Origin of the sequence: Pseudoalteromonas sp. SG43-3, assembly GCF_014164385.1 — a bacterium.
Classification (GTDB): Bacteria; Pseudomonadota; Gammaproteobacteria; order Enterobacterales; family Alteromonadaceae; genus Pseudoalteromonas; species Pseudoalteromonas distincta.
Genome location: NZ_JACJFC010000013.1, coordinates 110,417 through 135,543 on the forward strand (window position 1 = coordinate 110,417; position 25,127 = coordinate 135,543).

The following is a 25,127-nucleotide window of genomic DNA, read 5'->3' on the forward strand; positions in this document are numbered from 1 at the left end:
CCCCATGTCAACGTAAATAAACTCAAGATGAATTATTTACATCGCATTTTTTAAAAAATGCCAGGTGCCGATGTAGCCACCAGCGATACGCCGCTCAGTCCTAGTAACGTAATAGCTATAATGCGTATCCATTTAGCGTCAACGTAAGGCGTTAATTTACGAGCAAAATGCGTAACTAACAACACTAAGGGAATAGCCGCTGCAATTAAAAACATAATGTCGAGCCCCGGCAAAGTACCAAATAAAGCGATACCTACACGTACTAACCCGCCAATAGTAAATACCGCTAATAACGTACTGCGAATAGCTTCAATAGACCAACTTTGTTTATAACACTGAAACACAAGCGGCGGCCCTGAGGTTGAAAACAACCCACCAAGTAATCCACTCACCCCTCCAGCTATTAAAAACGAACGAGGGCGGCTTTGTTTATTAGCACGATCGCGGCCAATCAGCATTAAAGCGCAGCACAGCAGAATACTTACACCTAAAATAAAGTTTAAATAGTGCGTTAAATGCGACGACATAAACTCAAGTAGCACAAAACCTATCAGCATTAACGGTATACCGGTATACAACATAAGTTTTAGCTCGGGTACTTTTACCGAACTGCGGTTCTTAACGACCACGGTTGTTGAATTAACTAACCCTAGCAAACTCACTAAAAATGTAGTTGCCGTAAGTGGCAATACATCAAGCAACGTAAAGCTTGCAACCACCAGCAACCCAAAGCCAAACCCGCTAAGAGTTTGCATTACAGTGGCAAGGCTTAGGCACAACGCCATAAGCAAAATGAGTTCAAAAGAAATACTGAGCACTTTTAATTTCCTAAGGGTGAGCTATTGTAGTGTAACGATTTGTTTTTAGGCATAATGTATATTCTGCGCCTATAAAACATTACAGCAGTAGTTCACGTTTAATTGAGCTAGCGCAAATATGCGTAAAAGGTTTCACCTATGATATAACTACAGGTGGATTAAATTTAATGGTAAATAATAATGAGTAACTCTATGTTTGATCACAAATTAAGTGGCCCAAGCTTGGCTTTTCAACCGCTTTACTTACAAGTGGCTGATTATATTAAACAGCTCATTGTTGAAAGACGCTGGGTACCTGGCGAAGCACTACCAAGCGAATTTCGCCTTGCTGAAGAATTTAACGTAAGCCAAGGTACGGTTCGTAAAGCACTTAATTTATTAACCGACAATAAAATAGTGACTCGTCGCCAAGGCGTTGGTACGTTTGTATCAGAGCATACCGCGCAAGATGCCTTATTTAGGTTTTTTCCGTTACAAGCAGACGGTAAAGGTGCCGATTTGCCAAAGGCTGAACTGCTATCGGTTGAGCTTTGTGCAGCGCCAGTTGAAGTAATAGAAGCGTTACAACTCAATAAAAAAGACAAAGTTACCAAGCTTGTTCGTAGGCGCATTCTTAATAACGAATTTTGCATGAGCGAAACTATATACCTACCACAAAGCTACTTTCCTGATATACATCAAAGTAGTGATATTCCGCATACATTGTACCATTACTATCAAACCAAATTTAACCAAACTGTACACAAAACCCAAGACAGTATTAAAGCTGTACTTGCTACAGCTGATGATGCCAAAATGCTTGCTATTAAAGCTGGCGACCCACTGCTGTTGGTATCACGAATTACCGAATCAATCGAAGGTAAGCTAATTGAATACCGCCAAAGCAAATGCCGTAGCGATCATTACCACTATCAAATTGAACTTGATTAATTAAAAGCGTGTTTAGTGCTAAAAACTCACTTTAGCGCATAATAATTAAATATTTTTTAAAGGCAGCAAACGCTGCCTTTTTGCTGCCTGTAGGTTTTTTAACCCACCCATTTACTACTTTGCTGTTAACACAGTATTGACACTGTTTGATTCGTATAATAACTTATGTCTTATACAAGACCCAAGTCATTATGCATTTTTAACAGGAATTCCCAATGAGTTCATTAAATAATATCCCTCCAGTAGGGTTCGGTTTATGGAAAGTAGCACAAGAAGATTGTGCGCAAACGGTATACCAAGCCATTAAGGCAGGTTACCGCCATCTTGATTGCGCATCAGACTACGGTAACGAAGAACAAGTAGGCGATGGCATAGCCCAAGCAATAAACGATGGTTTATGTACTCGCGAAGAATTATGGGTAACATCAAAACTGTGGAATACCTTTCATGCACCAGAGCATGTTGGCCTCGCGATTGATAAAACACTGAGTGATTTAAAGCTAGATTACCTAGACTTATACCTAATTCATTTTCCGATTGCGCAAACATTTGTGCCAATAGAAACCCGCTATCCACCAGAGTGGTTTGTTGACCCAGACGCGCAAAATCCACAAATGGAGCTGGCAAAAGTGCCGCTATATTTAACGTGGCAAGCAATGGAAGAGCAAGTACATAACAACAAAGCTAAACGCATTGGAGTATGTAATTACTCAAGCGCGCTGCTTCACGATTTAATGACCTACGCAAATATCAAACCCGCTATGTTGCAAATTGAGTCGCACCCTTATTTAACGCAAGAGCGATTAGTAAGATTAGCTAAGCAGTACGATATTCCGGTTACTGCGTTTTCACCACTGGGTGCGCTTTCATACCTTGAGCTAGAAATGGCTGATAAAACTGAATCAGTTCTTGAGCAAAGCGTTGTTAAAGCGGCTGCACACAATCATGGCAAAACGCCAGCACAAGTAGTTCTTCGCTGGGGCGTGCAACGCGGCACAGCCATTATTCCAAAAACTTCAAAACTTGCACGCATGAAAGAAAACCTCGCACTGTTTGATTTTGAATTAACAGAGCAAGAAATGGCGCAAATTTCTGCGCTTAACAGTAATCGCCGATTTAACGACCCTGGGCACTTTTGTGAAGCTGCCTTTAACCGTTTTCACCCAATTTACGATTAGGAACATACAATGTCAGCTACCGAAATTAACTACGCCTCAGTGCCAACTCAATTAACATTCGATGATTCGGTTTTTCCGTGCATTGTGGTTAATAACAATAACGCCAGCACCGTTGAAGAAGCGGTAGCTTTCATTCGCGCGAATAAAAGTGAACTGGCTACAAAGCTTCGCAGCTCAGGTGCTGTGCTGTTTCGTGGCTTCCCGGTAAATAGCGCCGAAACCTTTGATACTTTTTCAGCAGGGTTTGATTACGACAATTTTACTTATAAAGAGTCACTGTCTAACGCGGTACGTATTAATTTTACCGAGCGTGTATTTACAGCCAACGAAGCGCCAAAAGATGTAGAAATATACTTACATCACGAAATGGCGCAAACGCCTATTTCGCCAAGTAAGTTATTCTTCTTTTGTAAATCGGCCGCAGAAGAAGGTGGTGCAACACCTCTTTGCCGATCAGATAAGTTATTTAGCGCATTAAAAGAATACGACAGTAAACTTGCCCATGATTTTGAACACAAAGGCCTAAAATATACCACCTATATGCCAGCCGCTGACGACGCAACATCAGGCCAAGGCCGAAGCTGGAAAAGTACGCTAAGTGTAGAAACCAAAGACGAAGCACATAATAAATTAACCGAACTTGGTTACGAGTGGGAATGGCTTGAAGACGGCTCACTAAAAGCCGTTACACCGGTACTGCCTGCGGTAGTAACTCTTGAAAATAACGTACAGGTTTTTTATAACCAACTGATTGCCGCTTACATGGGCTGGAAAGGTGTACGCGAAAACCCATCAATCGCCATTACTTTTGGCGATGGTAGTGCAATACCCAAAGCAGGACTTGATAAAATTGTTGAGCTTTCTAAAGTATTTACCTTTGATCTTGCATGGCAAGACGGTGACGTTGCTTTAGTTGATAACGAAATGGCTATGCATGGTCGTCGCCCTTTTACAGGTGAACGTAAGCGCCAAGTATTAGTAGCACTTACCGCAGCTAAAGCGTAATGCAGCGCTTAAGCAGTAAATTAAGCTGTAAAATATCACCTTTATGGCAAGGTGCCAGCATTGCTGCAATGACTGGCCTTGCCGCCTTATTTTTGAGTGAGCATTACGGCGCGCCAGCCATGTTGTTTGCTTTGTTACTGGGTATGGCAGTCTCATTTTTGTATCAAAGCGATAGCCCTTGCGCCAAAGGTATCGATTTTACCGGCACCACGGTTTTGCGTGTAGGTATAGTACTGCTAGGCACACGCATAGCGCTGGGAGATTTAGTAACACTGGGTTGGCAAACAGCACTTATGCTAGCGGGCGCTATATTTACTACTATTATTTTAGGCGTAGTACTAGCACGCGCATTTGGCTTGCAAAAGCGCTTTGGTGCACTTACAGGTGGTTCGGTTGCTATTTGTGGAGCGTCTGCTGCGCTGGCTATCTCGTCTATTATGCCAAACAGCGAACATAAAGAACGCGACACCTTATTAACCGTTATTGGCGTAACAGCCATGTCGACTCTAGCTATGATCCTCTACCCTATCGTGGTTAATTATCTTGAGTTTGACGCCCATAATGCAGGCGTATTTTTAGGTGGCACAATACATGATGTAGCCCAGGTAGTGGGTGCAGGTTATTCGGTATCACCCGAGACAGGCGATATAGCAACTCTAACTAAGCTAGTACGTGTTGCAATGCTACTACCCGTTGTACTTATTATGATGGTTGTTATTAATCACTCAAATAAAGAAAAACACGGAGAGTTACCTAAAGTACCTGGGTTTTTAATTGGCTTTGTAATACTTATGGTAATAAATAGCTGCTTTTCAGTTCCTACAATAGTACTTGAAACCGCTAACGAACTTTCGCAGTTCTTTTTAATTGCTGCTATTTCAGCCATAGGTATGAAAACTAATTTAGGAAAACTAACCGAAGTAGGTATGAAACCCATTATTTTAATTGTGGCTGAAACACTTTGGATTGCGTTATTAATACTTGGATTTGTAATTTGGAGCTAAAGAATTACATTATTTAGGGTATATCTCAAAAAAATTAGTAGGTAATTAGGTCATGTTTCAACCAATTAAAAGCTGTATTTTGCCTACTTTAAAACTACGCACAAAAACAGGCTTAACGTATTGATTAAACAAAGCTTACCTTTATTTTAAAAGTATAAAATATCATCTTAATCATAACTAATTAGTTAAAAAAACAACAAACAAATAAAGTACTTACTCTAAAATAAATTTACAATAGGGCTTGGTATATACTTTAATTTACTGTTATCCTGCCTCGCATCGGGTTGACAGAAAACCCTATTTATTTGTAAGTACCACGTTGTTTTAGTAATAATCCTTCGCGTTATCCTCAGTTAAATGTATGTTTTCTTCCTGTTAAATTGCCTAATTTAAGGCGCACTTTTATTAATCCTTAGGATACTATTATGTCTACAACTACAACTGGTACAGTTAAATTTTTCAACGAAGCAAAAGGTTTTGGTTTCATCGAGCAAGAATCTGGTCCTGATGTTTTCGCACATTTCAGCGCAATCTCTGGCGACGGTTTCAAAACTTTAGCTGAAGGCCAACGTGTACAGTTTACTGTTACTCAAGGTCAAAAAGGCCCACAAGCTGAAAACATCGTTAGCATCTAATTGCTTTCGTTAAATGGGTTAGCAATAGCCCATTTTGAATACTAGTTTGAAAGAAGTTTTGTTTTATTTGTTAGTACCGAGTTGTTTTAGTAATAATCCTGCACGATATCCTCAAGTTAACTATTTTTTCCGGCTCAATCGCCTCTTTTCAGGCACACTTATATTAATTTTTTAGGATACATATTATGTCTAATACAACTACTGGTTCAGTAAAATGGTTTAACGAAGCAAAAGGTTTTGGTTTTATCGAGCAAGAATCTGGCGCAGACGTGTTCGCACATTTCAGCGCGATCTCTGGCGACGGTTTTAAAACTTTAGCTGAAGGCCAACGTGTACAGTTTACTGTTACTCAAGGTCAAAAAGGCCCACAAGCCGAGAACATTGTTAGCATCTAATTGCTACACAATTTAATGGGTTAGAGATAACCCATTAATATATTTACCTTCATAATTATTTAGTCGAATATCTTCAAAACCTCCTCTGTAAATATTTTCCAAGCGCAACCTCATTTGTATACACAACTCATTAATTAGTACATTTTTAAACACATTTACTACTATCTCTCTTGAGCGAAAGCGTTGTATTGCCTACAATAGCGCATACTTCATTCAATATAGAATATGACCATGAACGACACTACCGCAAAACCTGCTTTACCAGATCGCCTTTCTATCAACCCACGTAGCCCACATCATGTGGAAGAAGTTTTTGAACACGATATTGGTATCACGTTCAACGGCAAAGAGCGTTTTGATGTTGAAGAATACTGCATCAGTGAAGGTTGGATAAAGTTTGCATCTCCAAAAGGGCTTGATCGTCGCGGACAACCTCTTTTACTTACAAGAAAAGGCACTGTTGAAGCCTTTTACAAGTAAGCTAATAATGCTTACTAAAAAAGCGACACCTTATTAGGTAGTCGCTTTTTTTGTGCATTTTTATAACTCATTTAATAGGTTTAGCTTTATTCATGCTCAACCTGATGAAGTTTCATTATAATTATTTAAAAAGTATGTTTGAATAACGCCATATAGTTTAGATATACAGAAACCCACAATGAATAAAGTAACTATTTTAGATGGCGGCATGGGACGTGAACTTAAGCGCATTGGCGCACCGTTCTCACAGCCACTTTGGAGCGCACAAGCACTAATAGAAGCCCCGCATTTTGTAACCCAAGCACACCAAGGTTTTATAGATGCCGGTGCTGAAATAATTACAGCTAACAGCTACGCCTGTGTGCCCTTTCATTTAGGTGAAGAGTTATATCAAGCTCAAGGCGCAGCCCTTGCACAGCAAGCTGCCGTTATTGCAAAAGAAGTAGCTCAAAATGCTAAACAAAATGTATTAGTAGCAGGTTCATTACCACCAGCATTTGGCTCTTACCGCCCTGAACTATTTGAAAGCGAACGCGCATTTACTATTTTAGATACACTATACAAAGCGCAAGACGAGCACGTAAATTTATGGATTGGCGAAACCATATCGAGTATTGAAGAAGCGCACGTTATGGCAAGCGTCCTTAAAGGCTCAAACAAGCCATGTTATTACGCATTTACTTTAACTGATGTGATAAGCGAGCAAGCGACACTTCGCTCTGGTGAGCTGGTAAGTGACGCAGTAACGGCTTTGCTTCAACAAAATGTTGCTGGTATTTTCTTTAACTGCTCAATACCTGAAGTTATAGATCAAGCCTTTAGCGATACCAACGCAGTATTAGCCAAGCAAAATAAAAGTGTTGTTTTAGGGGCGTTTGCTAATGGCTTTACACCTATAGCACGCGATTACAAAGCCAACGAAGGCTCACAAGCGTATCGCGATATTTCACCTTCAGAATATCTAGACTTTGCTAAAAAATGGCACAGCCAGGGCGCAAGCATTATTGGTGGCTGCTGTGGTATAGGCCCTGAGTTTATTGAAGTGCTGGTAAACTGGAAAAAGAAACTTGAAAGCGCCTAAGCTTTTAGTGCTTTTTAGGGCTTATTGGCTACACCAATCGTGTTAAGTTATTAGGCATTTATAGCGACAGATAAGTTATTAGGCATTTATAGCGACAGATAAATAGCGTGATAACAAGGCATAAATATCGACATGTAGCTGTTCTACATGAGAAATTTATAACGCTGTTAGCGCTCTATTTAGCACGTTAGAATGATTAAATATTTAAGTCGATTGGTGTCATTCCCAACACCCAATCAAGCCCTTGTATTGCTGTAGTAGGAAATGCGGTTGCATGGCTCGCCCCTTCAATAACAACGCTTTTTAATTCAATATTGTCACTGCTAAGTGCATTAATTTTTTGCGTTAATAGCTTTGCCCCTGCCACCATATTTTGCCCTTCACCAAAGCTTGGCGTTTCCTTTGCCCCTACCGATATATAAACCTTTGTAGGCACTTTAGGCTTATGTGCTTGTAGCGCTAATACTGCATTGCTGTTAAACCAAACCGATGGGCTGCCAATAATATAATTGTTAAATAAATCGGGCATCGTAAATAAAATAGTGGCACCAAATAACCCGCCTAAAGAATTACCTATATAGGTTTTTTGTGTGCTACTTGCTCGGTAGTTACTTTGTATAAATGGCAGCACAGTATTTTTTAAAAACAGCGCATGATTTTGAGCGTTACCGGTTTGCTTTTTCCAGCTTTGAGCCTTATTTGGGGTGTAGTCTCTAATTCGACTATTAGACCCTCTAGATCCTTTTTCGTAGCTAATGGCCACAATAATAGCCTCTTGCATATTGCCGCTATTCATAGGAAACCGTGTAGCACCCGCCACAATAGGAAACGTATACGGTGCATCGGTTAAATAAATAACTGGATATATTTTTTCAGGATGCTTTTTATATGACTTAGGGAGCTGAATAAAAACAGGATATACCCGTTTAGTAGCAGGCTCAGTTAACTCAATAACACTACTTCTAGGGATTTGGTACGGGGTATTTGCGCTTAATTTAAAACACATTAAAGCGCAGAGTAACAGCAAGTATTTTAAAGCAGTATTCATTTATATTAATTAACCTAAGCCAAGCGTAATAATCGATATTGAATGACTACTTTAACTCACTTTTAGCTTTAGGCTATTAAAAAAAAGTTAAATATTGAAAGGCAGTGCTACATGTTAGCTGTTTGTAGCACTGATAACGCTAAGCTGCCTGATCAGTTTCAGCGCTTGAACACGGGCAGTTATCGTCATTTTGTTTAAGGCATTGTTGGTAATTAAACCAATGAGCTACAGCAATAAAAGCCGACCCAATTAAAGTAAACGCTTTTTCGGCAACCTCATGCCCTAGCAATACCGCACATATCATAAAGGCTAACCCAATAACGCCGCAGGCCATATAACGTTTACGCTTGTGCTTTTTACAGCCTAAACTTAATGCCAATAAACTGGTGGGCAATACCGCCGCAAGAATCCATAAATGAAACTGCTCACTATCTATTTGCAATACGGCAAAGCTTGGTAATAACGCTAAAATAACCGGGGTTGCAAAACAATGTACTGTGCACATTACCGATAACCCAATTGCCATACGATCCATAACACTTTGACTCGACTTCATTATTTCCTCTACTAAATCAGTGTCTCCACTCAAAAACGTTACTTTTAAAGAGACATTTTAATAACATCAGTTAATTTCTATTGATATATTATAACATTACTCACATAATTGATATAATATAACATCTAACAAGGTAGTCAAATGAAACGTAGATCACAATTAGCTGTTCTCATAGCAGCTTTATTGCCGGCTAGTGTGCTGGCATCCACAATTGAAGGCGTTGTTTTAAACAACAAAGGTAAAGTAGTTACCAATGCAACGGTAGAAGTTGAAGGCTCAGACCTTAAAGTAGCCACCGATAAAAACGGTAAATTTGTTATAACAGAACTAAAAAATGGCTTAAAAGAGCTTCACGTTGTAGCCCCTGGTTATGCGCATCTTCATCGCGATATAACAATAACGAATGATGAAAACCAATCGGTTACTTTTAATTTAAAGCGCTCGCCTATTGAAGTTATTGATATTGAAGCGACCCCTATTCATATGTCGGCAATGGAATCTGCATCGCCTGTTAGTGTTTTATCTGGCGAACAACTAAGACGACAACAAGCTGCAACCCTTGGCGACAGCCTTGAAAAACTCCCAGGCGTTAATACAAATTTTCACGGTAAAGTAGCCAGCACACCTATTATTCGTGGTTTAAGCGGCCCGCGTGTACTCATTACTCAAAATGGCCTTGATGTAAGTGATGTGTCGCGCGTTGGCCCCGATCACTCTGTTGCATCAGAGGCGTCTACCGCACAACAAATTGAAGTATTACGCGGCCCAGCAACATTGTTTTATGGCAGCGGCGCGATTGGCGGTGTGGTTAATGTGGTAGATAACCGCGTACCAACTGATAGCACAACACGCGGCGAGTGGAACGTAGAACATAACTCGGTTGATAACCAAAAAGTGGCCTCTTTTAATGCCACCACAGGTACCGATTCATTTGCTTTTTATGCCGATGCGTTTTGGCGTGAAGCCGACGACTACGAGGTACCTGTAGCTGCTGATATAGATAGCGACGGCGAAGAGCATCGTGGCGATTACAAAGTTGAAAACAGTAATGAAGAGTCTGACGGCTTTACTGTTGGCGCTAGCTATTTAATGGATAACGGCTTCATTGGCTTAGCAGTAGAGCAATTTAATCGTCAATACGGTATTCCGGGCCATACGCACGGCGATGAAGAAGAGGAAGAACATAGCGACGAAGAAGAAAGCGTATTTGCTGATTTAGAGCAAACTAAAGTGCAATTATTAGGTGAGTACAACCTAGATAATAAATGGCTAAACAAAGTAAACCTGCGTGTTGGCCACACTGACTACGAACACGCTGAAATTGAGGGTGGGGCAGTAGGCACTACTTTTAAAAACGAAACAAACGAATTACGTATAGACCTACTACATAACCAATTTAGCGAGTGGAATGGCGGCATTAGTTTTCATTACAAACAAAGCGATGTTGAAGCACAAGGTGAAGAGGCCTTTACTCCTCCATCAGAAACCGAAAGCTTTGCTGTAGCGCTGATGGAAGAAAGGCACTTTGGTGATTTTTTAGTACAGTTAGGTGGGCGCATAGAGCGTGTAACAATTGAAGCAGGTGACGTATTACTGCCAAATATTGACGCTCACGCACATGATGAAGCGCAAGAAGCCGACGAGCATGATCACGACCACGAAGAAAGCGCAGAAACCACTCGTGTATTTGACGTAGAGCATGGATTTACACCAATCAGTTTATCGGCAGGCGTAGTGTGGGATTTTACACCTAACTATAATTTAGGGCTGTCGGTATCGCGATCTGAACGTGCGCCTTCTGCTTCTGAGTTGTTATCGTTTGGGCCGCACATTGGCACTGGCACTTACGAAGTAGGCGCACTATTTAATTTAGGTGAAGACGGTCATTTAGGTTTATCTGATCAAGCAATTGACCTAGAAACAGCCAATAATATCGATTTAACTTTTCGTAAAACCCAAGGTGATATTGGCTTTATTTTAAATGCCTTCTACAACCAAGTAGATAACTACTATTACCAAATAGACACTGGTTTATACGCACAAAGTGGCCACGACCATAGCGATGAAGAAGAAGACGCTGACGAACACGATCATTCATCGAGCTACCTGTTTATTTATTTAAAACAGACGATGTAATTTTACATGGTTTTGAAGCGCAAATTGCGTGGCAGTTAACAGATGAATTTAAAGTAGATTTATTCTCAGATTACGTTCGTACACGCCTAAAAGACGGCGGCGATTTACCCCGTACTCCACCGCTTCGTTTTGGCAGCGAACTAAGCTACCAAACAGATAAACTAAGTGCGCATATTCACGTTACTCGCTATCAAAAGCAAGACCGCACAGCCCCACAAGAAACAGCAACAGACGGTTACACATTGGTTGATGCAAGCATCTCTTATGACCTTTCAGTATTAAACCAAGATATGTCTGTGTACCTACGAGGAACCAACTTAACAGATACAGAAGCACGCGTGCACAGCTCATTTGTAAAAGATATAGCACCACGTCCAGGGCGTAGCTTTGCGCTAGGCATTCGCGGTTATTTTTAAGCATTAAAAAATTATAATTAAAGGAAATAAACATGAAAAAACTATACAAATTAAAGCTTATTGCACTGGCTATTAGCACTACATTTATTACAGCCTGTGGCGATGCAGAGACCAATATTGTAGAAAAAGATCCTATTGTTGTAGAAGACGAGCATGATCATGACGATGATGATGATGATCACGACCATGATGATGGCTACACAATTGATTCATTAGGCAGATTAGCTGTGCTTGCAGGCGATAGCAACGAAGCCAGCTTTTATGACCTAGATGACAACGCTTTACTTGAAACATTTACCCTTACGAATGATTCAAACACACTGTCGTCATCACCTGATTTTCGTTATGCCGTCATTGCAAGCCGCGCACAAGATTACTTAGGCTTTATTGATGGTGGTTTATGGCGTGAAGACCATGGCGAGCATTTACACGACTACGAGCAAAGCCCAGCGGCTAGTAGCTATGAGTTAACAAGTGGCAGTCGCCCTACTCACCTTATAAAACACGACGGCCAATTAGCTGTTTTTTATGATGGTGATGCAGACTCAGGCACAGTTGCCTCTGTTGAAGTATTAACAGATAACGACATAACAAGCGCAACAGCAACGCTACCGAGTATTAGCTACGATATTAATATGCACGGCGTAGCAGAGCCTCGCGGTGAGCATTTATTATCAACACTTCGCCGTGATGACAGCGAAAGCACATCGGTTGCTAAAGTACTGCCAGACCAAGTAGGTGTTTATCATTTTCATGATGGTGAATACGAGCTAGAACAAACCTTAGAAGTTACGTGCCCTGATTTACACGGTGCAGCACAAAACCACGATTATGTAGTATTTGGTTGTAGCGATGGTGTGTTATTAGCCCACCAGCACGATGATGAATACGAAGCTGAAAAAATAACGAATATTGCAGCCGTTGGCGATTTACGCATTGGTAGTATATATGGCCACGAAGATAGCGAGACCTTTATTGGCGTAGCATCTGGCCACGGTGGTGGCGAAGCTATAATTGTAAGTATTAACCCAGCAACAGCTAAAATGGAAGAACTAGAATGGCAACAAGCCGATGGCGCAAGTGCTGCGTCGTACTCTTTTTCTGCCCATGGCGAGCACTTTTTAATATTAGACAGCTTAGGCTTTTTAAATGTATTTAGTGCACACGACCATAATGGCGAAATGCATTGGGAGCTTGAAGGCCAAGTTGATATTACCGAGCAAGATGTATCAACCATGCCAGAGGGCATGAGCTTTAGCATGACAGTGGCACAAAATGGTCAGTTTGCTTATGTAGCCGACCCTATTGCTCAGCACGTTGTGCAAGTACACCTTGAAGACTTAGAAATTGAAAGTGAGGTTGAGCTTACTTTTGCCCCAAGTGCAATTACTTGGCTGGGTATTGCGCAAGAGGAAGACGATCACGACCATTAAATTAATAAAAACTTGAGTAACTAGCTCACTCTTTAAGTACATTTTAAAAAATAAACCCATCATTAGCCAAGCTAATGATGGGTTTTAAATAGCAATTTTTCTAACGTCAGTAATTTTACTGTATTACTCACTTACAGTGCTATACACCCAATCAAGCCCTTGTATTGCTGTAGTAGGAAATGCTGTTGCATGGCTAGCCCCTTCAATAACAACACTTTTTAATTGTATATTGTCACTGTTAAGTGCATCAATTTTTTGCACCAATTGCTTGGCACCCTCAACCATATTTTGCCCTTCACCAAAAGCTGGTGTTTCCTTTTCACCCACCGAAATATAAACCTTAATAGCTGTTTTTGGCCTGTGTGCCTTAAACTTTAACAATGCATTATTATCAAACCAAATAGACGGGCTACCAATAATATAATGGCTAAATAAATTCGGTTCTGTAAATAAAATAGTGGCACCAAATAAGCCGCCAAGCGAGTTACCTATGTAGGTTTTTTGTGTATGACTGGCACGGTAGTTTTGCTCAATATAAGGAAACACAGTGTTTTTAATAAACTTAATGTGTCCTTGCGCATTACCTGTTTGTTTTTTCCAATCTTTTGTAAAGGTAGGTGTGTAGTCTCTAATTCGACTAGCTGATCCAATAGACCCTTTTTCATAACCAATGGCGACAATAATTGCTTGCTGCATTTTTCCGGGATTCATAGGAAATCGTGTTGCCCCTGCCACTATAGGAAACATGTACGGCGCATCGGCTAAGTAAATAACTGGATATGTTTTATCCGGCTTATTTTTATATGACTTAGGCAATTGAATGTAAACAGAGTAAACACGCTTACTGGAAGGTTCGGTTAGTTGAATAACGCTACTTCTTGGGATTTCGTATGGGGTATTTGCACTTAATTTAAAACATATTAAAGTAGTAGAAAGTAATAATAGTTTTGATATTAAGTCCACATTTCACCCTTTATTAAATATAAGTAGCTTCATGTCGCTAGTTATTAAATAGCTGAGTATATTTTTGTGCGTAACTTAGCACTATTTTTGCTGTTTCTTCATTATCGAGTAATAGAATAGGAGGATCTGTTAATGGCGGTAAATCATCAAAGCTAGGTAATGGTTTTTCCAACCAGCGCCAGCATTTAGTTCGATTAGCTTCAACTTGTAATAAAGTTAATATTATTTCTTCAAGTATTTCTGGCTGACCAAACCAACCTATAGGTTTAGAAACTGGTTTTCTTCCTCCCTGGATAACACGTGGCAACTGCGACTGTTTTAGTTCTTCAATTAAAATATTCCTACGCGTCCAATCAGCATGTATATCTAGTTTTTCATTGGGGTAACGAACACTATCAGTAGTAGGGATCACTAAGCCTATTTTAACTTTATTTAGAGATTTTATTTTTTCTAAAGCCCTTTCTAAGTCTGTATCATTAGTAACAAACACAACTTGCTCAATTGAGTCATCCGTAAATACATCAAATAAAGCCTCCACCGCAATATTTACATCAGTTTGCTTTTCTTCAAGCTTCCAAATGTCCACATACTCACATTCATTTGGGTGTTTTTTGGGTTCTTTTTCATCAATTTTAAATGCACGTGTTGGGTTTACAGAGTAGTAACCTTTGATTATTTCTAGCTGACCATTTGAACTATTGAAAGTTAAAGCTCGGTGATAAGCCTGCTGATCAGCTAAAGAATCTTTTGACGTAGCTGCTTTTTCTACAATATTAGCGGTAAAAAATTTAATGCTTAAATTGTCGTTAGTATGGGCTTTACTTGCAGCACTGGGGAGGATGTAGTCATCAAATAATTTAAATATATCTAACCACTTGTAAGGTGTTCGCTTAAGACATCCATAATATAAATTATATCCATCAATATATATTCGAGTCTTCAAAGTCGATCCTTAAATTTTAGCTACAAAAAAACCGACACTAAGGTCGGCTTTTTCTCCCTATATCCAGGAGACTTAATGCTACGCGTGGAAGTAGGGTTAGTTGTTAATAATGATCTTAGTCAAAATTGACCAATACGTCAATAACTGATTTTATCGCCAATTGTAAGTTTAGATAAAATAATAAATTATATTTCCTATTTAGAACGCCCTCTCCAGCCACTCCATACATCATCTGTATCATCCGCTTTATTTTTTTTCTTTTTCTTGCCTGTACCTTCTGGTTTTGCCATCGGCTTTTCATTTTTAAGCGCCTCGGCAGCATCAAGATTAGCTTGGTTAACGGCAAAGCCAGCTATTTCCTCACGTTCAAGACGTAGTTTGTTTTTCTTCTCGATTATTTTAAAGTGATGCAAATCTTCATAATCAACCAATGAAAGTGCTAAGCCTACTTCACCAGCACGGCCGCTTCGACCAATACGGTGCATATAATCAGAAGGGCTTCGTGGTAGATTAAAGTTTATTACCACTGGCAGCTTTTCAATATCTAAACCACGTGCAGCAATATCGGTGGCTATAAGTATTTCTATTTCGCCAGCTTTAAATTTTTCTATTACGCGAGTACGCTCACTTTGGCCTTTATCACCATGGAAAACTTGTGCGTTAACACCGCGTTTTTCAAGCTTAGCCGCTAGGTGCTCACAGTCTTTTTTCGCGTTCACAAAAATCAATGCTTGGCGCCATTTATGTGTTTTAATTAAATGCGCTAAAACAGTGGTTTTTTCGCCTTTATTAACCGTAAAAACACGTTGTACTAAGGTGCTTTCGTCTTTGCTTTGAACTTGTATTTCAACTGGCTCGTTTAAAAGCTCTTGCGTTAATAGCTTAACTTGCTCAGGGAAAGTTGCTGAAAACAACATGGTTTGTTTTTTAGCAGGCATTAACGCTAAAAGATCAGCCAGCTCTTCGGTAAAGCCAAGGCTTAGCATACGGTCGGCTTCATCAAGCACTAAGGTCGTTACTTTATCGAGCTTAATCGCATTGCTTGAGATTAAATCAAGCAAGCGACCAGGTGTTGCCACAATAATATCGGCGCCGCCGCGCAGTGCCTGCATTTGTGTATTAACCGATACACCACCAAACACCGCAACCGTTTTAATCGCGCCATTAAAATTTGCAGAATACGATTTAACGCTATCGGCCACTTGCGTAGCAAGCTCACGCGTCGGTACTAAAATAAGCCCCGTTACAAAATTACCTTTGCTGGCAGTATTTTTAGCGCCCTGCTCTAAAAATAGGGTTTGTAGCATAGGTAAAGCAAACGTCGCTGTTTTACCTGAGCCAGTATTTGCCCCCGCAATTAAGTCACTTCCCGTCAAAATACTCGGAATTGCTTGTGCCTGAATAGGTGTAGGTTGTGTGTATTCAAGATCAGACAATCGAGCAATTAGCTCTGGAATTAGGCCAAGTTCGTTGAAATTACTAGGATTTGCGGCTGAGGTCATAAAATTTGCGGGCTCATTACTAAAATAGCCTGCAATTTTAGCGTATTTATTACCCGTTAAGTAGGGGTTAGTGATTTTAATGTGGTTTTAGAAAAAAAGAAAAGCTGTTACTCCCTTTTCTCTTTAAATATATAACAATCGAGTTGGATTAAAAAGTGGTTATGTTTCGTCTTTGCCTAAAGCTATTTGTAGTCTAGCTTTTGTTTCTTTTAAGTAATTTATATAAGGGTATGAGTCATCTGCAATTGCTAGAGCAGATTCCATATTTTCAAGCGCTTGACGAGTATCCCCCTGCATTTCATAGCCATAAGATAAGGCTGAAAGCGCATCGACTGATTTTGGGTAGTTTTTTTTATTGTACTTAAACACCTCTATAGCGCGGGTAAACTGCTTGCTGCTCGTTAAGTTATAACCGAGTGATCTAACAGCGCGGTCTGGTGGCGCAACCTGCTCGCCCCATTGTTGAGATAAGTTTTGATAATAAGCATCAATAGAGGCTACATCGTCAGTTAAATCACTTATGGGCATTTGTTTAGGCAAAAATAAGTTGTGATAGGCATTAAATGCACCAGCAACGGAAGTCAGGTTATGCGAGACACCGTCAAACGCATTACTAAAGAAGCGTAGCTCTCGCACTTTATGCGATTGCAGTGATTGCTGTAATTCATCGTATCTTTCACGCATTATGCCGGCTTCTTCGCCAATATTGATATAAACGTAGTTATTCAGGTCTTTTGTTTTAGCTATAAACGATTTTGTACTTTTTACCGATGCGCCATAGTTCCACCAAACGGCAGGGCTGTAAGCAATATGCGCTTGGAAAAGCTCAGGGTTAGCTTGCATAGTATAAAGTGCAAACACGCCTGCTGCTGAGCCCCCAGCAATCACATTAAAGTTATGCGTACGATAGTTTTTATTAATTAAGGGCATAAGCTCTTGCTCAATAAATGCTAAAAACCTTGCTGCACCACCGCCTTCACCTACCGGGCCTTGTGGCTCTTTATTAACTGTGGGGTATAAATCTCTTAAGCGATTGGTGTTTTCAATAGCGACAATAATAACCTCAGGCGCAAGATTATTATTTTGCAGTCGATCCATTACAGCACTTATAAGCGGTATGTTACCCGCGCCATCTAGGCGATAAATAACTGGATAAACTTTGTTTGGATTAGCTTGGTAACTCTTTGGAAGTTGAACTACAACGGTACGTAGCTCATTTAAAATTACTGAATTGATAGTATGCGTTTGTTGCTTATAGCTAATGGTTTGCTGTTTTAAATCAGGCTCTGCAAGTGTGTTATTAGAAACTATAAATAAGCTACATATAAAAATAGCAGTGAATAAACGCATAGCTAATCCTTTAGAAAATAGTGTGTTATTTAATCTAACAGGCTTTGAGGTACAAAAAAAGGCGCATCGAGCGCCTTTTTAGTTTTAACTAATAAATAATAACCTATTGATTTTACTCAACCGTAACAGATTTAGCTAAGTTACGAGGTTGGTCAACGTCGGTACCTTTAATTACCGCTACGTAGTACGACAGTAACTGTAATGGCAGTGTGTAAACAATTGGCGCAATAATGTCGTCAGTGTGGTTTACGTTGATAACACGCATTGTGTCGTCTGACTCAAAGTGTGAATCTTTATCTGCGAATACGTAAATAATGCCGCCACGTGCGCGTACTTCTTCTACGTTTGATTTAAGCTTTTCTAATAACTCATTGTTTGGTGCTACAACAATAATTGGCATGTCAGCATCAATAAGTGCGAGTGGGCCATGTTTTAGCTCGCCCGCTGCGTAGGCTTCTGCGTGAATGTAAGAAATCTCTTTAAGTTTAAGCGCACCTTCCATCGCGATTGGATATTGTGAGCCACGACCTAAAAACAGTGAGTGATGCTTGTCGGCAAATTCTTCTGCAAGGTCTGCAATGCCATCTGCAAGCAGTAATGTTTCTTCAAGCTTAGCAGGTAGTACTTTTATAGCATTAACAATAGCACTTTGATCAAGCTGTTTTTCTTGAGCTATAGACGCAGTAAGCATTAACAAACCAACTAATTGCGTTGTAAATGCTTTAGTAGAAGCCACGCCTATTTCAGCGCCAGCTTTGGTCATAAAGGCAAGGTCTGATTCGCGTACAAGCGATGAACCAGGTACGTTACAAATGGTCATTGAGGCCATGTAACCTTGCTCTTTAGCTAGGCGTAATGCAGCTAGCGTATCGGCAGTTTCACCCGATTGAGAAATAGTAACAAGTAAGCTATTTTCATGAACAAACGACTGACGGTATCTAAATTCAGAAGCTATTTCTACATTACAGCTAACGCCTGCAAATTGCTCAAGCCAATAACGTGCAACCATACCTGAATGGTAAGACGTACCACAGGCAATAATTTGCACGTGTTTTACGTCTTTAAATATTTGCTGAGCGCTTTCGCCAAAGGCATCAATTGCTACGCGGTCGTCGTTTAAACGCCCTTCAAGGGTATTACGTACCGCAAGTGGTTGCTCGTAGATTTCTTTTAGCATGTAGTGGCGGTAGTCGCCTTTGCCTGATGCATCTTGTGTAATGTTTGACTCAATCACTTCACGCTCTACAGCGTCGCCATTTTCATCAAAAATTTCTACTGTGTCACGTGTAATACGCGCTACATCGCCTTCTTCTAAAAAGATGAAGCTACGAGTAACAGGTAATAGTGCTAACTGATCAGAAGCTATAAAGTTTTCGCCAAGGCCTAAACCAATAACAAGAGGGCTACCTGAGCGCGCTACAATGATTTCGTTGTCGTTTGCTTTATCAAATACAACTGTACCAAACGCACCTTCAAACTGTTTAACAGCAGCTTGTACTGATGCTAGTAAAGTCGTGTGCTGCTTACGAAGCTTATGAATTAAGTGCACCATTACTTCGGTATCGGTTTCAGATAGAAACTCGTAGCCTTCTTCTTTAAGCGATGCGCGTAAGCTTGCGTGGTTTTCAATAATACCGTTGTGCACAAGTGCTAACTGGTTGTTTGATACATGTGGGTGTGCATTTGCTTCTGTAACGCTACCATGTGTTGCCCAGCGAGTGTGTGCAATACCTGTATGACCGCTAACGCCTGCTTTCTCAAGTGCAGCTTCTACGTTTACTACTTTACCTACTGCTTTAACAGTATTAAGTGTGTTGCCATCAAGCAATGCTACGCCTGCTGAGTCATAACCACGGTATTCAAGACGTTTAAGGCCTTCAACTAAAATTTTGTTTACTGGACGCTCTGCAACTGCCCCAACTATTCCACACATAGTGTCTCCATTAATTTTTTAATTCTAGTAACTCACTTTGTAGTTACTATTCAATAATCTCTGCGCAAATTAGTTTTACACCACACGCCTCAATTGCTTTGCGTTTTTCGTCTGCTAAGCCATTGTCGGTTATTAATGTGGTTACTATTTTCCACGGTAATTCTAAATTTGGTATTTTTCGGCCAATCTTATCTGATTCAACCATTACAATTACTTCACGAGCAGCTTTTGCCATAACTTGGCTTAAACCAACTAGCTCATTAAAGGTAGTAGTACCACGCTTTACATCTATGCCGTCAGCGCCAATAAATAGCTGATCAAAGTCGTAAGAGCATAATACGTTTTCGGCAACTTGCCCCTGAAATGATTCAGAATGTGGATCCCATGTTCCACCGGTCATCAAAAGTGTTGGCTCATTCTCGAGCGCTAGCAAACGACTCGCGACTTTAATGGCATTGGTCATTACAACTAACCCGCGCTTATTTGCAAGCTCAGGGATCATCGCAGCCGTAGTACGCCCGCTATCAATAATAATACGGTTATGATCTTTTATAAGTTTTGCTGCTGCCTTAGCTATAGCTACTTTGCGCTTTGAATCTATTTCATCGCTAACAATTTCTTTAGGCAGAGCAATAGCACCGCCGTAACGGCGCAGCAATAAGCCACTTTTTTCAAGCGCGGTTAAATCTTTTCGAATGGTTACTTCAGATGTTTGAAACTGTTCAGCTAAAATATCGACAGCCACTTCACCTAATTCATTAACTTGAGTAAGGATCAGATGGCGGCGTTGCTGGGTGTTTCGTTTGGTCATAAGTAATTACAATTAAGTTTCGCTTCGAAAGTTAGTAGATTTTAAACGAAACATAATAAATGGCAAGTGAATGCGTAAAAAAAGCGCAATGTGCGCTTTTTAATTTAACAGCATGTAGATGTGGTGAAACATTCTAACTTGCTCAGTGAGCTAGAAACTAGATTACTGAGCACGCTATTATTTTTTAGTTCAAATAAGGATATATTAAAAACTCACTACCTAAAATATATAAACTCCAAGAATCACGCTCATCTTTTTGAATTAATACATCGTGGTAATTATTCGAGATTTGTGGACTCTCCCAAATAACTTGATTTGATAACTTATCCACTAGGCTAATTGTTTTTTCCATAGAGTAATGCGCCAGATAGTTTCGGCCATAAACGCCACCTATAGCTTCATCGAGGATTTTCTCTTTGTGGTAAATTGTAAAGCCCTTAATTTGTTGTTCGTCCAAAATTTCTAATGCTTTCGTTTTCGTATCTAATACTATTAAACCACCTTCTTCATCGAAAGTACCAAAAGTACGATAATCAATTATTAGCTCTAGTTGAGGATCTGAATCTAGCTGAATAGCATGTACATGCGCTACATGGCTTGTTGTTTCTTGTAAGAAATCTAAAGGTACAGGCCAATTGCTACTGTCAATTGAAATGGGTGATAAGCTTGGATTTTCGTAAAAAGCTATACCTAAATCGTAATAACCTATTATTATTTTTGACAACTCCTCAGACGGCAAGTAAGGAAAGTAGGCTCTTGATACGACTTCTCCTGTTTTTTTAGCGATTGTGTAATATCTAATATCACTTTTAAAGCTCAAGTGTGTTTCGGACTCTGTAAAAGCAAAATCATACGAATTAGAAAAAGTCACTTCTGCAACGCTAGTTTGCCAAATTACACTGGTTGAACCTGTATTGCGTTTAACAATAAATGTCTCGTTGTTAATTTGAGTTAATGAATACTCAATTTGATTTTCATTATCTTGCGTTAACAGCATCTCTCCAGTGAAAGTAACAGGTGCATTATTGTGCGTTACCTTAGCCGAACGGCCAAAATCTGAAATGCTAACCGTATCATCAACAGCACCAACAATATGAAGATTAGGAAGTTGACCTTGAGCCACTGATGAATACTCAAGCTGCCATAGCCCATTCTCATAGCTAAAGCTTTGCATCGCATATTCTTCGTATAAATAACTTCCTTCTAAACTATCTGTTTTGCTTACTAATAATGACTGTATTCCATCATTATCAAAATCAACAGCACCTATTACTCTCCCAATGGGGTTTTCAGCAATAGATACAGAGAACAATTGCCACTGCTGATCAAAGTAATAAAGCTCTTTTGAATTAGAAAAATAAACATGACTATAAGGACTATCTACTTCAAGGCTAATCGAAATACCATCATTGAAATTAGTCTCAAACTTTTCACTACCCACCTGCAGTTCACCACCTTCCCACCATATTAGTTCACTATAATGTTCGGAGGCCTTATATCTAGTTACACGACAATTATCACCACTGGTAAATGCCTTAAATTTATATTCAGAATAGGGTCCTATCAGGTATTTGTTCTGTTTGACATCAAATATACTTTCCCTATCAATTAACTCTTTAAAGCCGTCGTTATTCAAATCACAAACTTGAATCAAGCGATTTGAATAATTAAGTGAAAGGTCCGGCGCAACAATAAGCGTAGTGATAGAAAGATCATTTCCATTAATAAGATAGCTATCATACGAATGCCCCGCCGAAAGAAGAATATCTTCAATACCATCGCCGTTGTAATCAAATACCATAGAGTTATAATTTTCAGCCGAAACATCATCTATCAGCAAACTACATGAGCCCTCATTAGTTAAAAATATTTGATGCTTAGCTGCCTCTTGGTTGTAAGTAATACTTAGCCAATTTAGTTGCGTCCCTGACTGATTAAGAAATGCACCTACATGCTCAACATTTGAAGGTAAGGGAGGTATCCATTTATTGTATTCTAGCAAACCTGTCTCACTGAGACTTAAGATATAATTATCATTACCGCGTAATACACCCCTTTTTTGGTTCGAAAGCTTAATTGAAGCTACACTGGATGTTGAGTTGTTCACATAACCAACTGAGCGATTATCTACGCCACCGAGTGATTGAAGGTTGATTTGGTGTTTAATTCTTATTTGATTGTCAGAGTTTGAGATATCAACAGCAAAATTTACGTTTAAATTACTACCAAAGTCAGGCGCGTTGCTTAACCAATTAATCTCTCCTTGTTCTGAAATCGAGATATTACTTGGCCCATAAGCAATTTTGTATTCAAAAGGACCATCGAACTCATCATTGGATAAGTTAATAATGGCTGTATAGTGTTCACCTAATTCTATTTCATCATATGCAGTAATGTCAGAAACAATTGCTGGCAGTTTTTCTAATTTAAACTCATGCTCCACAGTATTTTCTGCACCACTTGGGTCTACAACTGTTAACGAAATACGATAAAGGCCAGGTAGGTCTCCAATAAAGTCAATTTTGCTACCGGTGCCAAGTTGCCAACTAGCATTCTGCGGAAAAGTTATTAATTTCCACTCATAACCTAATGGTTCAAAATCAGAGTCCTTGGACTGCGTTGCATCAAGAGTAAGGATAGAGTGTCGTAGAGCTTTGTTCGAGCCTGAAATACTTGCTATAGGAATAGAGCTGGCAGTATTGTTATAAACATTATCTAAGTCAGTTAAATAAAACTCTAGTGGCAAAAATTCATTAGATAGATGTATGGTCGAAATGCCATTAGCTTTGAGAGCTACACTAGCAGTATTTTGTGATATTAGGGTGTACTTTGCTCCTATTATTGAAGGCAGAGATATATCATTGGTTGGATAAAACTCATCAGTTTTTATTGTTAGTTTTCCTAAATCACTAAAATAAACTTCGCCATTAAAACCAATACCATACCCAACATTGGTTGCATCTAAAACAGCATCAAGCCTTACATTAGAGAATAAAATATCAAGGGAATTTTCATCAGCACCTTTAAATTGAATATTCACAGTAGCGCTACTGTCACTATTAACTCCCTGACTATTAGCAATAGCAAAACCTTCTGTTAAATAGGTAACCCCAAGCACTTCGTTACTAATTGTTAAACTAGGTACTACCCCATATTCTAAAACAAATTCAGCGTTAGAGTTTTCGATATAAATATCAGATTGCCCATTAAAAACCCACCCAGCAGCAGAGCAATTGTTATAAGTAATTATATAGTGCTGATTAGCCTCTTCCTCTTTCATGTCAGCAGAGCCAGTAACACAACCGAAATTATCAGATTGGTTATCTAGCACTGGGTCGTGGAGAAATAGATTTTGATAATCCTCTCCAAATACTATGGAATTTAGGCTATCTATTAGATATGAGTACTGAGTTGTTAGTTGAGTTACATTACTTGCTGTTATTTCGAATAAAGATAATTCACCGTCATAGGTAGGCGTATTTTGATAATCAGGCTTAACAAATTTAGTTTTTCCAGAAGAACCAGAATCATTATTAGCAGGTTGGCTGGCATCATTACCCCCTCCCCCACAACCGGCTAAAATAATTGTTAAACAGAATAATTTAGTTAGTTTATTTAATTTCATTACTTACTCCTTGTAACATGAATTTTACATTATTAAAGCTTTTTTAAAAAGGAATATAATAAAAGTCAAAATTTGTTTAAAACCTTTTTAGCCCATACAAAAAGGTAATAACAACTTTTCAGTAAAATATATAAGCATGAGATAATACTTAATAATGTATGCATATAAATGAATAACAAACTCAATGAAATTATTTAATAGCGTGGCTAAGCCATATTTAATGCAAAGAAAACAAACAGGCGAGATATGCCGATTATTCAATAAAAGCCCGAGCAAAGGTAATTTAAAGCGTATTAAAGAGCTGTTCGCACAATGCGGTGAAGAGGTAATTATAGAATCAGGTTTTCATTGCGATTATGGCAATCAAATAGTTATTGGTGATCGTACTTTTATAAATATTAATTGCACACTCCTAGATTCGCCATTAGCCAATTACTCAATCACCATAGGTGATGACTGTTTAATAGGCTCAAACGTTCAGCTTTTATCTGTGTCACATGCTACTAATCCAGCAGAAAGGCTTAATAAAGAAAACTTTGCAGCCCCTATCGCGTTAGGCAATAACGTATGGATTGGCGCAGGCGCTATTATTTTAGCGGGTGTGAGTATTGGTGAAAATAGTATTGTGGGTGCAGGATCTGTAGTAACTAAAAATGTAATGGCTAATACCGTAGTAGCGGGTAATCCAGCTCGTGAAATAAGAACACTATAGTTATTACCGATGTGATTTTAACGTCGGGAGTCGCTATGCTCGCCCGAACTACGTGATAGGTGTTGATGTGAAAGTGTGTTAATTGTGCGCATTTCACTTTTCTGCAGACGTAAAAAAGCCCGAATCGTTAGATTCGGGCTTTCTAGAATTTGAAGCTTGGAAATGTCGTGGTG

Annotated in this window: 20 protein-coding genes and 1 pseudogene; 11 read left to right on the forward strand and 10 right to left on the reverse strand. The window is 39.4% G+C overall.

Annotation, left to right across the window (positions count from 1 at the left end):
• Nucleotides 1–50: 50 nt before the first annotated feature.
• The gene (locus H5157_RS13350) at nucleotides 51–818 is read right to left on the reverse strand and encodes a sulfite exporter TauE/SafE family protein (protein WP_024595864.1); all 768 of its coding nucleotides are present in this window, start codon (nucleotides 816–818) and stop codon (nucleotides 51–53) included.
• Nucleotides 819–998: 180 nt separating this feature from the next.
• On the opposite strand from H5157_RS13350, the gene H5157_RS13355 reads away from it, so the two are divergent.
• The 8 genes from H5157_RS13355 (at nucleotide 999) to H5157_RS13390 (ending at nucleotide 7,526) form a co-directional block, all read left to right on the forward strand.
• Entirely contained in the window at nucleotides 999–1,748 is a 750-nt protein-coding gene (locus H5157_RS13355; protein ID WP_024595865.1) for a GntR family transcriptional regulator, read from the forward strand.
• A gap of 215 nt (nucleotides 1,749–1,963) precedes the next feature.
• On the forward strand, nucleotides 1,964–2,926 hold the full coding sequence (locus H5157_RS13360; RefSeq protein ID WP_024595866.1) for an aldo/keto reductase: 963 nt from the start codon (nucleotides 1,964–1,966) through the stop codon (nucleotides 2,924–2,926).
• A 9-nt stretch (nucleotides 2,927–2,935) separates the two neighbouring features.
• Nucleotides 2,936–3,931 (forward strand): TauD/TfdA family dioxygenase, encoded by a 996-nt coding sequence (locus tag H5157_RS13365; protein ID WP_024595867.1) that lies wholly within the window; start codon nucleotides 2,936–2,938, stop codon nucleotides 3,929–3,931.
• On the forward strand, nucleotides 3,931–4,935 hold the full coding sequence (locus H5157_RS13370) for a YeiH family protein (protein ID WP_182724839.1): 1,005 nt from the start codon (nucleotides 3,931–3,933) through the stop codon (nucleotides 4,933–4,935). The genes H5157_RS13365 and H5157_RS13370 overlap by 1 nt, the downstream gene beginning before the upstream one ends.
• Nucleotides 4,936–5,360: 425 nt before the next feature.
• A complete protein-coding gene (locus tag H5157_RS13375) occupies nucleotides 5,361–5,570 on the forward strand; it encodes a cold-shock protein (protein ID WP_024595869.1) in 210 nt (69 codons plus the stop codon).
• 185 nt (nucleotides 5,571–5,755) lie between these two features.
• Nucleotides 5,756–5,965 (forward strand): cold-shock protein, encoded by a 210-nt coding sequence (locus H5157_RS13380; protein WP_007580429.1) that lies wholly within the window; start codon nucleotides 5,756–5,758, stop codon nucleotides 5,963–5,965.
• A gap of 231 nt (nucleotides 5,966–6,196) precedes the next feature.
• Nucleotides 6,197–6,445 carry a DUF3297 family protein gene (locus tag H5157_RS13385; protein WP_002963088.1) on the forward strand — a complete coding sequence of 83 codons (249 nt, stop codon included), beginning with the start codon at nucleotides 6,197–6,199 and terminating at the stop codon, nucleotides 6,443–6,445.
• Between the two features lie 178 nt (nucleotides 6,446–6,623).
• Nucleotides 6,624–7,526 (forward strand): homocysteine S-methyltransferase family protein, encoded by a 903-nt coding sequence (locus H5157_RS13390; RefSeq protein WP_182724840.1) that lies wholly within the window; start codon nucleotides 6,624–6,626, stop codon nucleotides 7,524–7,526.
• Nucleotides 7,527–7,722: 196 nt separating this feature from the next.
• On the opposite strand, the gene H5157_RS13395 is transcribed toward H5157_RS13390, so the two are convergent.
• Both H5157_RS13395 and H5157_RS13400 read right to left on the reverse strand, forming a co-directional pair.
• Nucleotides 7,723–8,574, reverse strand: a complete 852-nt coding sequence (locus tag H5157_RS13395) for an alpha/beta hydrolase (protein WP_182724841.1) — start codon at nucleotides 8,572–8,574, stop codon at nucleotides 7,723–7,725.
• A gap of 139 nt (nucleotides 8,575–8,713) precedes the next feature.
• Nucleotides 8,714–9,130, reverse strand: a complete 417-nt coding sequence (locus H5157_RS13400) for a MerC domain-containing protein (RefSeq protein ID WP_182724849.1) — start codon at nucleotides 9,128–9,130, stop codon at nucleotides 8,714–8,716.
• Between the two features lie 141 nt (nucleotides 9,131–9,271).
• Between H5157_RS13400 and H5157_RS13405 the strand changes: the two are divergent.
• Together H5157_RS13405 and H5157_RS13410 are read left to right on the forward strand one after the other, a co-directional pair.
• Nucleotides 9,272–11,682, forward strand: a pseudogene (locus tag H5157_RS13405) (TonB-dependent receptor).
• A 32-nt stretch (nucleotides 11,683–11,714) separates the two neighbouring features.
• On the forward strand, nucleotides 11,715–13,115 hold the full coding sequence (locus tag H5157_RS13410; RefSeq protein WP_182724842.1) for a 5-methyltetrahydrofolate--homocysteine methyltransferase: 1,401 nt from the start codon (nucleotides 11,715–11,717) through the stop codon (nucleotides 13,113–13,115).
• A 123-nt stretch (nucleotides 13,116–13,238) separates the two neighbouring features.
• Here the strand turns inward: H5157_RS13410 and H5157_RS13415 are convergent, their stop codons facing one another.
• The 7 genes from H5157_RS13415 to H5157_RS13445 form a co-directional block, all read right to left on the reverse strand.
• Nucleotides 13,239–14,078, reverse strand: coding sequence for an alpha/beta hydrolase (locus tag H5157_RS13415; RefSeq protein ID WP_182724843.1), 840 nt, complete (start codon nucleotides 14,076–14,078; stop codon nucleotides 13,239–13,241).
• A 37-nt stretch (nucleotides 14,079–14,115) separates the two neighbouring features.
• A complete protein-coding gene (locus tag H5157_RS13420; protein ID WP_182724844.1) occupies nucleotides 14,116–15,021 on the reverse strand; it encodes an NYN domain-containing protein in 906 nt (301 codons plus the stop codon).
• 194 nt (nucleotides 15,022–15,215) lie between these two features.
• Nucleotides 15,216–16,523, reverse strand: a complete 1,308-nt coding sequence (locus H5157_RS13425) for a DEAD/DEAH box helicase (RefSeq protein ID WP_182724845.1) — start codon at nucleotides 16,521–16,523, stop codon at nucleotides 15,216–15,218.
• Nucleotides 16,524–16,682: 159 nt separating this feature from the next.
• A complete protein-coding gene (locus H5157_RS13430) occupies nucleotides 16,683–17,873 on the reverse strand; it encodes an alpha/beta hydrolase-fold protein (RefSeq protein ID WP_182720404.1) in 1,191 nt (396 codons plus the stop codon).
• A 112-nt stretch (nucleotides 17,874–17,985) separates the two neighbouring features.
• Entirely contained in the window at nucleotides 17,986–19,806 is a 1,821-nt protein-coding gene (glmS, locus tag H5157_RS13435) for a glutamine--fructose-6-phosphate transaminase (isomerizing) (protein WP_182716909.1), read from the reverse strand.
• A 46-nt stretch (nucleotides 19,807–19,852) separates the two neighbouring features.
• On the reverse strand, nucleotides 19,853–20,617 hold the full coding sequence (locus H5157_RS13440) for a DeoR/GlpR family DNA-binding transcription regulator (protein ID WP_182720403.1): 765 nt from the start codon (nucleotides 20,615–20,617) through the stop codon (nucleotides 19,853–19,855).
• Nucleotides 20,618–20,801: 184 nt separating this feature from the next.
• Nucleotides 20,802–24,242: a VCBS repeat-containing protein gene (locus tag H5157_RS13445; RefSeq protein WP_182724846.1), complete on the reverse strand. Its 3,441-nt coding sequence runs from the start codon at nucleotides 24,240–24,242 to the stop codon at nucleotides 20,802–20,804.
• 184 nt (nucleotides 24,243–24,426) lie between these two features.
• Between H5157_RS13445 and H5157_RS13450 the strand changes: the two genes are divergently transcribed.
• On the forward strand, nucleotides 24,427–24,954 hold the full coding sequence (locus H5157_RS13450) for a sugar O-acetyltransferase (protein ID WP_182724847.1): 528 nt from the start codon (nucleotides 24,427–24,429) through the stop codon (nucleotides 24,952–24,954).
• Nucleotides 24,955–25,127: the final 173 nt, after the last annotated feature.

Coding starts and splice junctions, on each gene's coding strand:
- H5157_RS13355 (WP_024595865.1), top strand. CDS start 999: ATGAGTAACTCTATGTTTGATCACAAATTAAGTGGCCCAAGCTTGGCT.
- H5157_RS13360 (WP_024595866.1), top strand. CDS start 1,964: ATGAGTTCATTAAATAATATCCCTCCAGTAGGGTTCGGTTTATGGAAA.
- H5157_RS13365 (WP_024595867.1), top strand. CDS start 2,936: ATGTCAGCTACCGAAATTAACTACGCCTCAGTGCCAACTCAATTAACA.
- H5157_RS13370 (WP_182724839.1), top strand. CDS start 3,931: ATGCAGCGCTTAAGCAGTAAATTAAGCTGTAAAATATCACCTTTATGG.
- H5157_RS13375 (WP_024595869.1), top strand. CDS start 5,361: ATGTCTACAACTACAACTGGTACAGTTAAATTTTTCAACGAAGCAAAA.
- H5157_RS13380 (WP_007580429.1), top strand. CDS start 5,756: ATGTCTAATACAACTACTGGTTCAGTAAAATGGTTTAACGAAGCAAAA.
- H5157_RS13385 (WP_002963088.1), top strand. CDS start 6,197: ATGAACGACACTACCGCAAAACCTGCTTTACCAGATCGCCTTTCTATC.
- H5157_RS13390 (WP_182724840.1), top strand. CDS start 6,624: ATGAATAAAGTAACTATTTTAGATGGCGGCATGGGACGTGAACTTAAG.
- H5157_RS13395 (WP_182724841.1), bottom strand. CDS start 8,574: ATGAATACTGCTTTAAAATACTTGCTGTTACTCTGCGCTTTAATGTGT.
- H5157_RS13400 (WP_182724849.1), bottom strand. CDS start 9,130: ATGAAGTCGAGTCAAAGTGTTATGGATCGTATGGCAATTGGGTTATCG.
- H5157_RS13410 (WP_182724842.1), top strand. CDS start 11,715: ATGAAAAAACTATACAAATTAAAGCTTATTGCACTGGCTATTAGCACT.
- H5157_RS13425 (WP_182724845.1), bottom strand. CDS start 16,523: ATGACCTCAGCCGCAAATCCTAGTAATTTCAACGAACTTGGCCTAATT.
- H5157_RS13430 (WP_182720404.1), bottom strand. CDS start 17,873: ATGCGTTTATTCACTGCTATTTTTATATGTAGCTTATTTATAGTTTCT.
- glmS (WP_182716909.1), bottom strand. CDS start 19,806: ATGTGTGGAATAGTTGGGGCAGTTGCAGAGCGTCCAGTAAACAAAATT.
- H5157_RS13440 (WP_182720403.1), bottom strand. CDS start 20,617: ATGACCAAACGAAACACCCAGCAACGCCGCCATCTGATCCTTACTCAA.
- H5157_RS13445 (WP_182724846.1), bottom strand. CDS start 24,242: ATGAAATTAAATAAACTAACTAAATTATTCTGTTTAACAATTATTTTA.
- H5157_RS13450 (WP_182724847.1), top strand. CDS start 24,427: ATGAAATTATTTAATAGCGTGGCTAAGCCATATTTAATGCAAAGAAAA.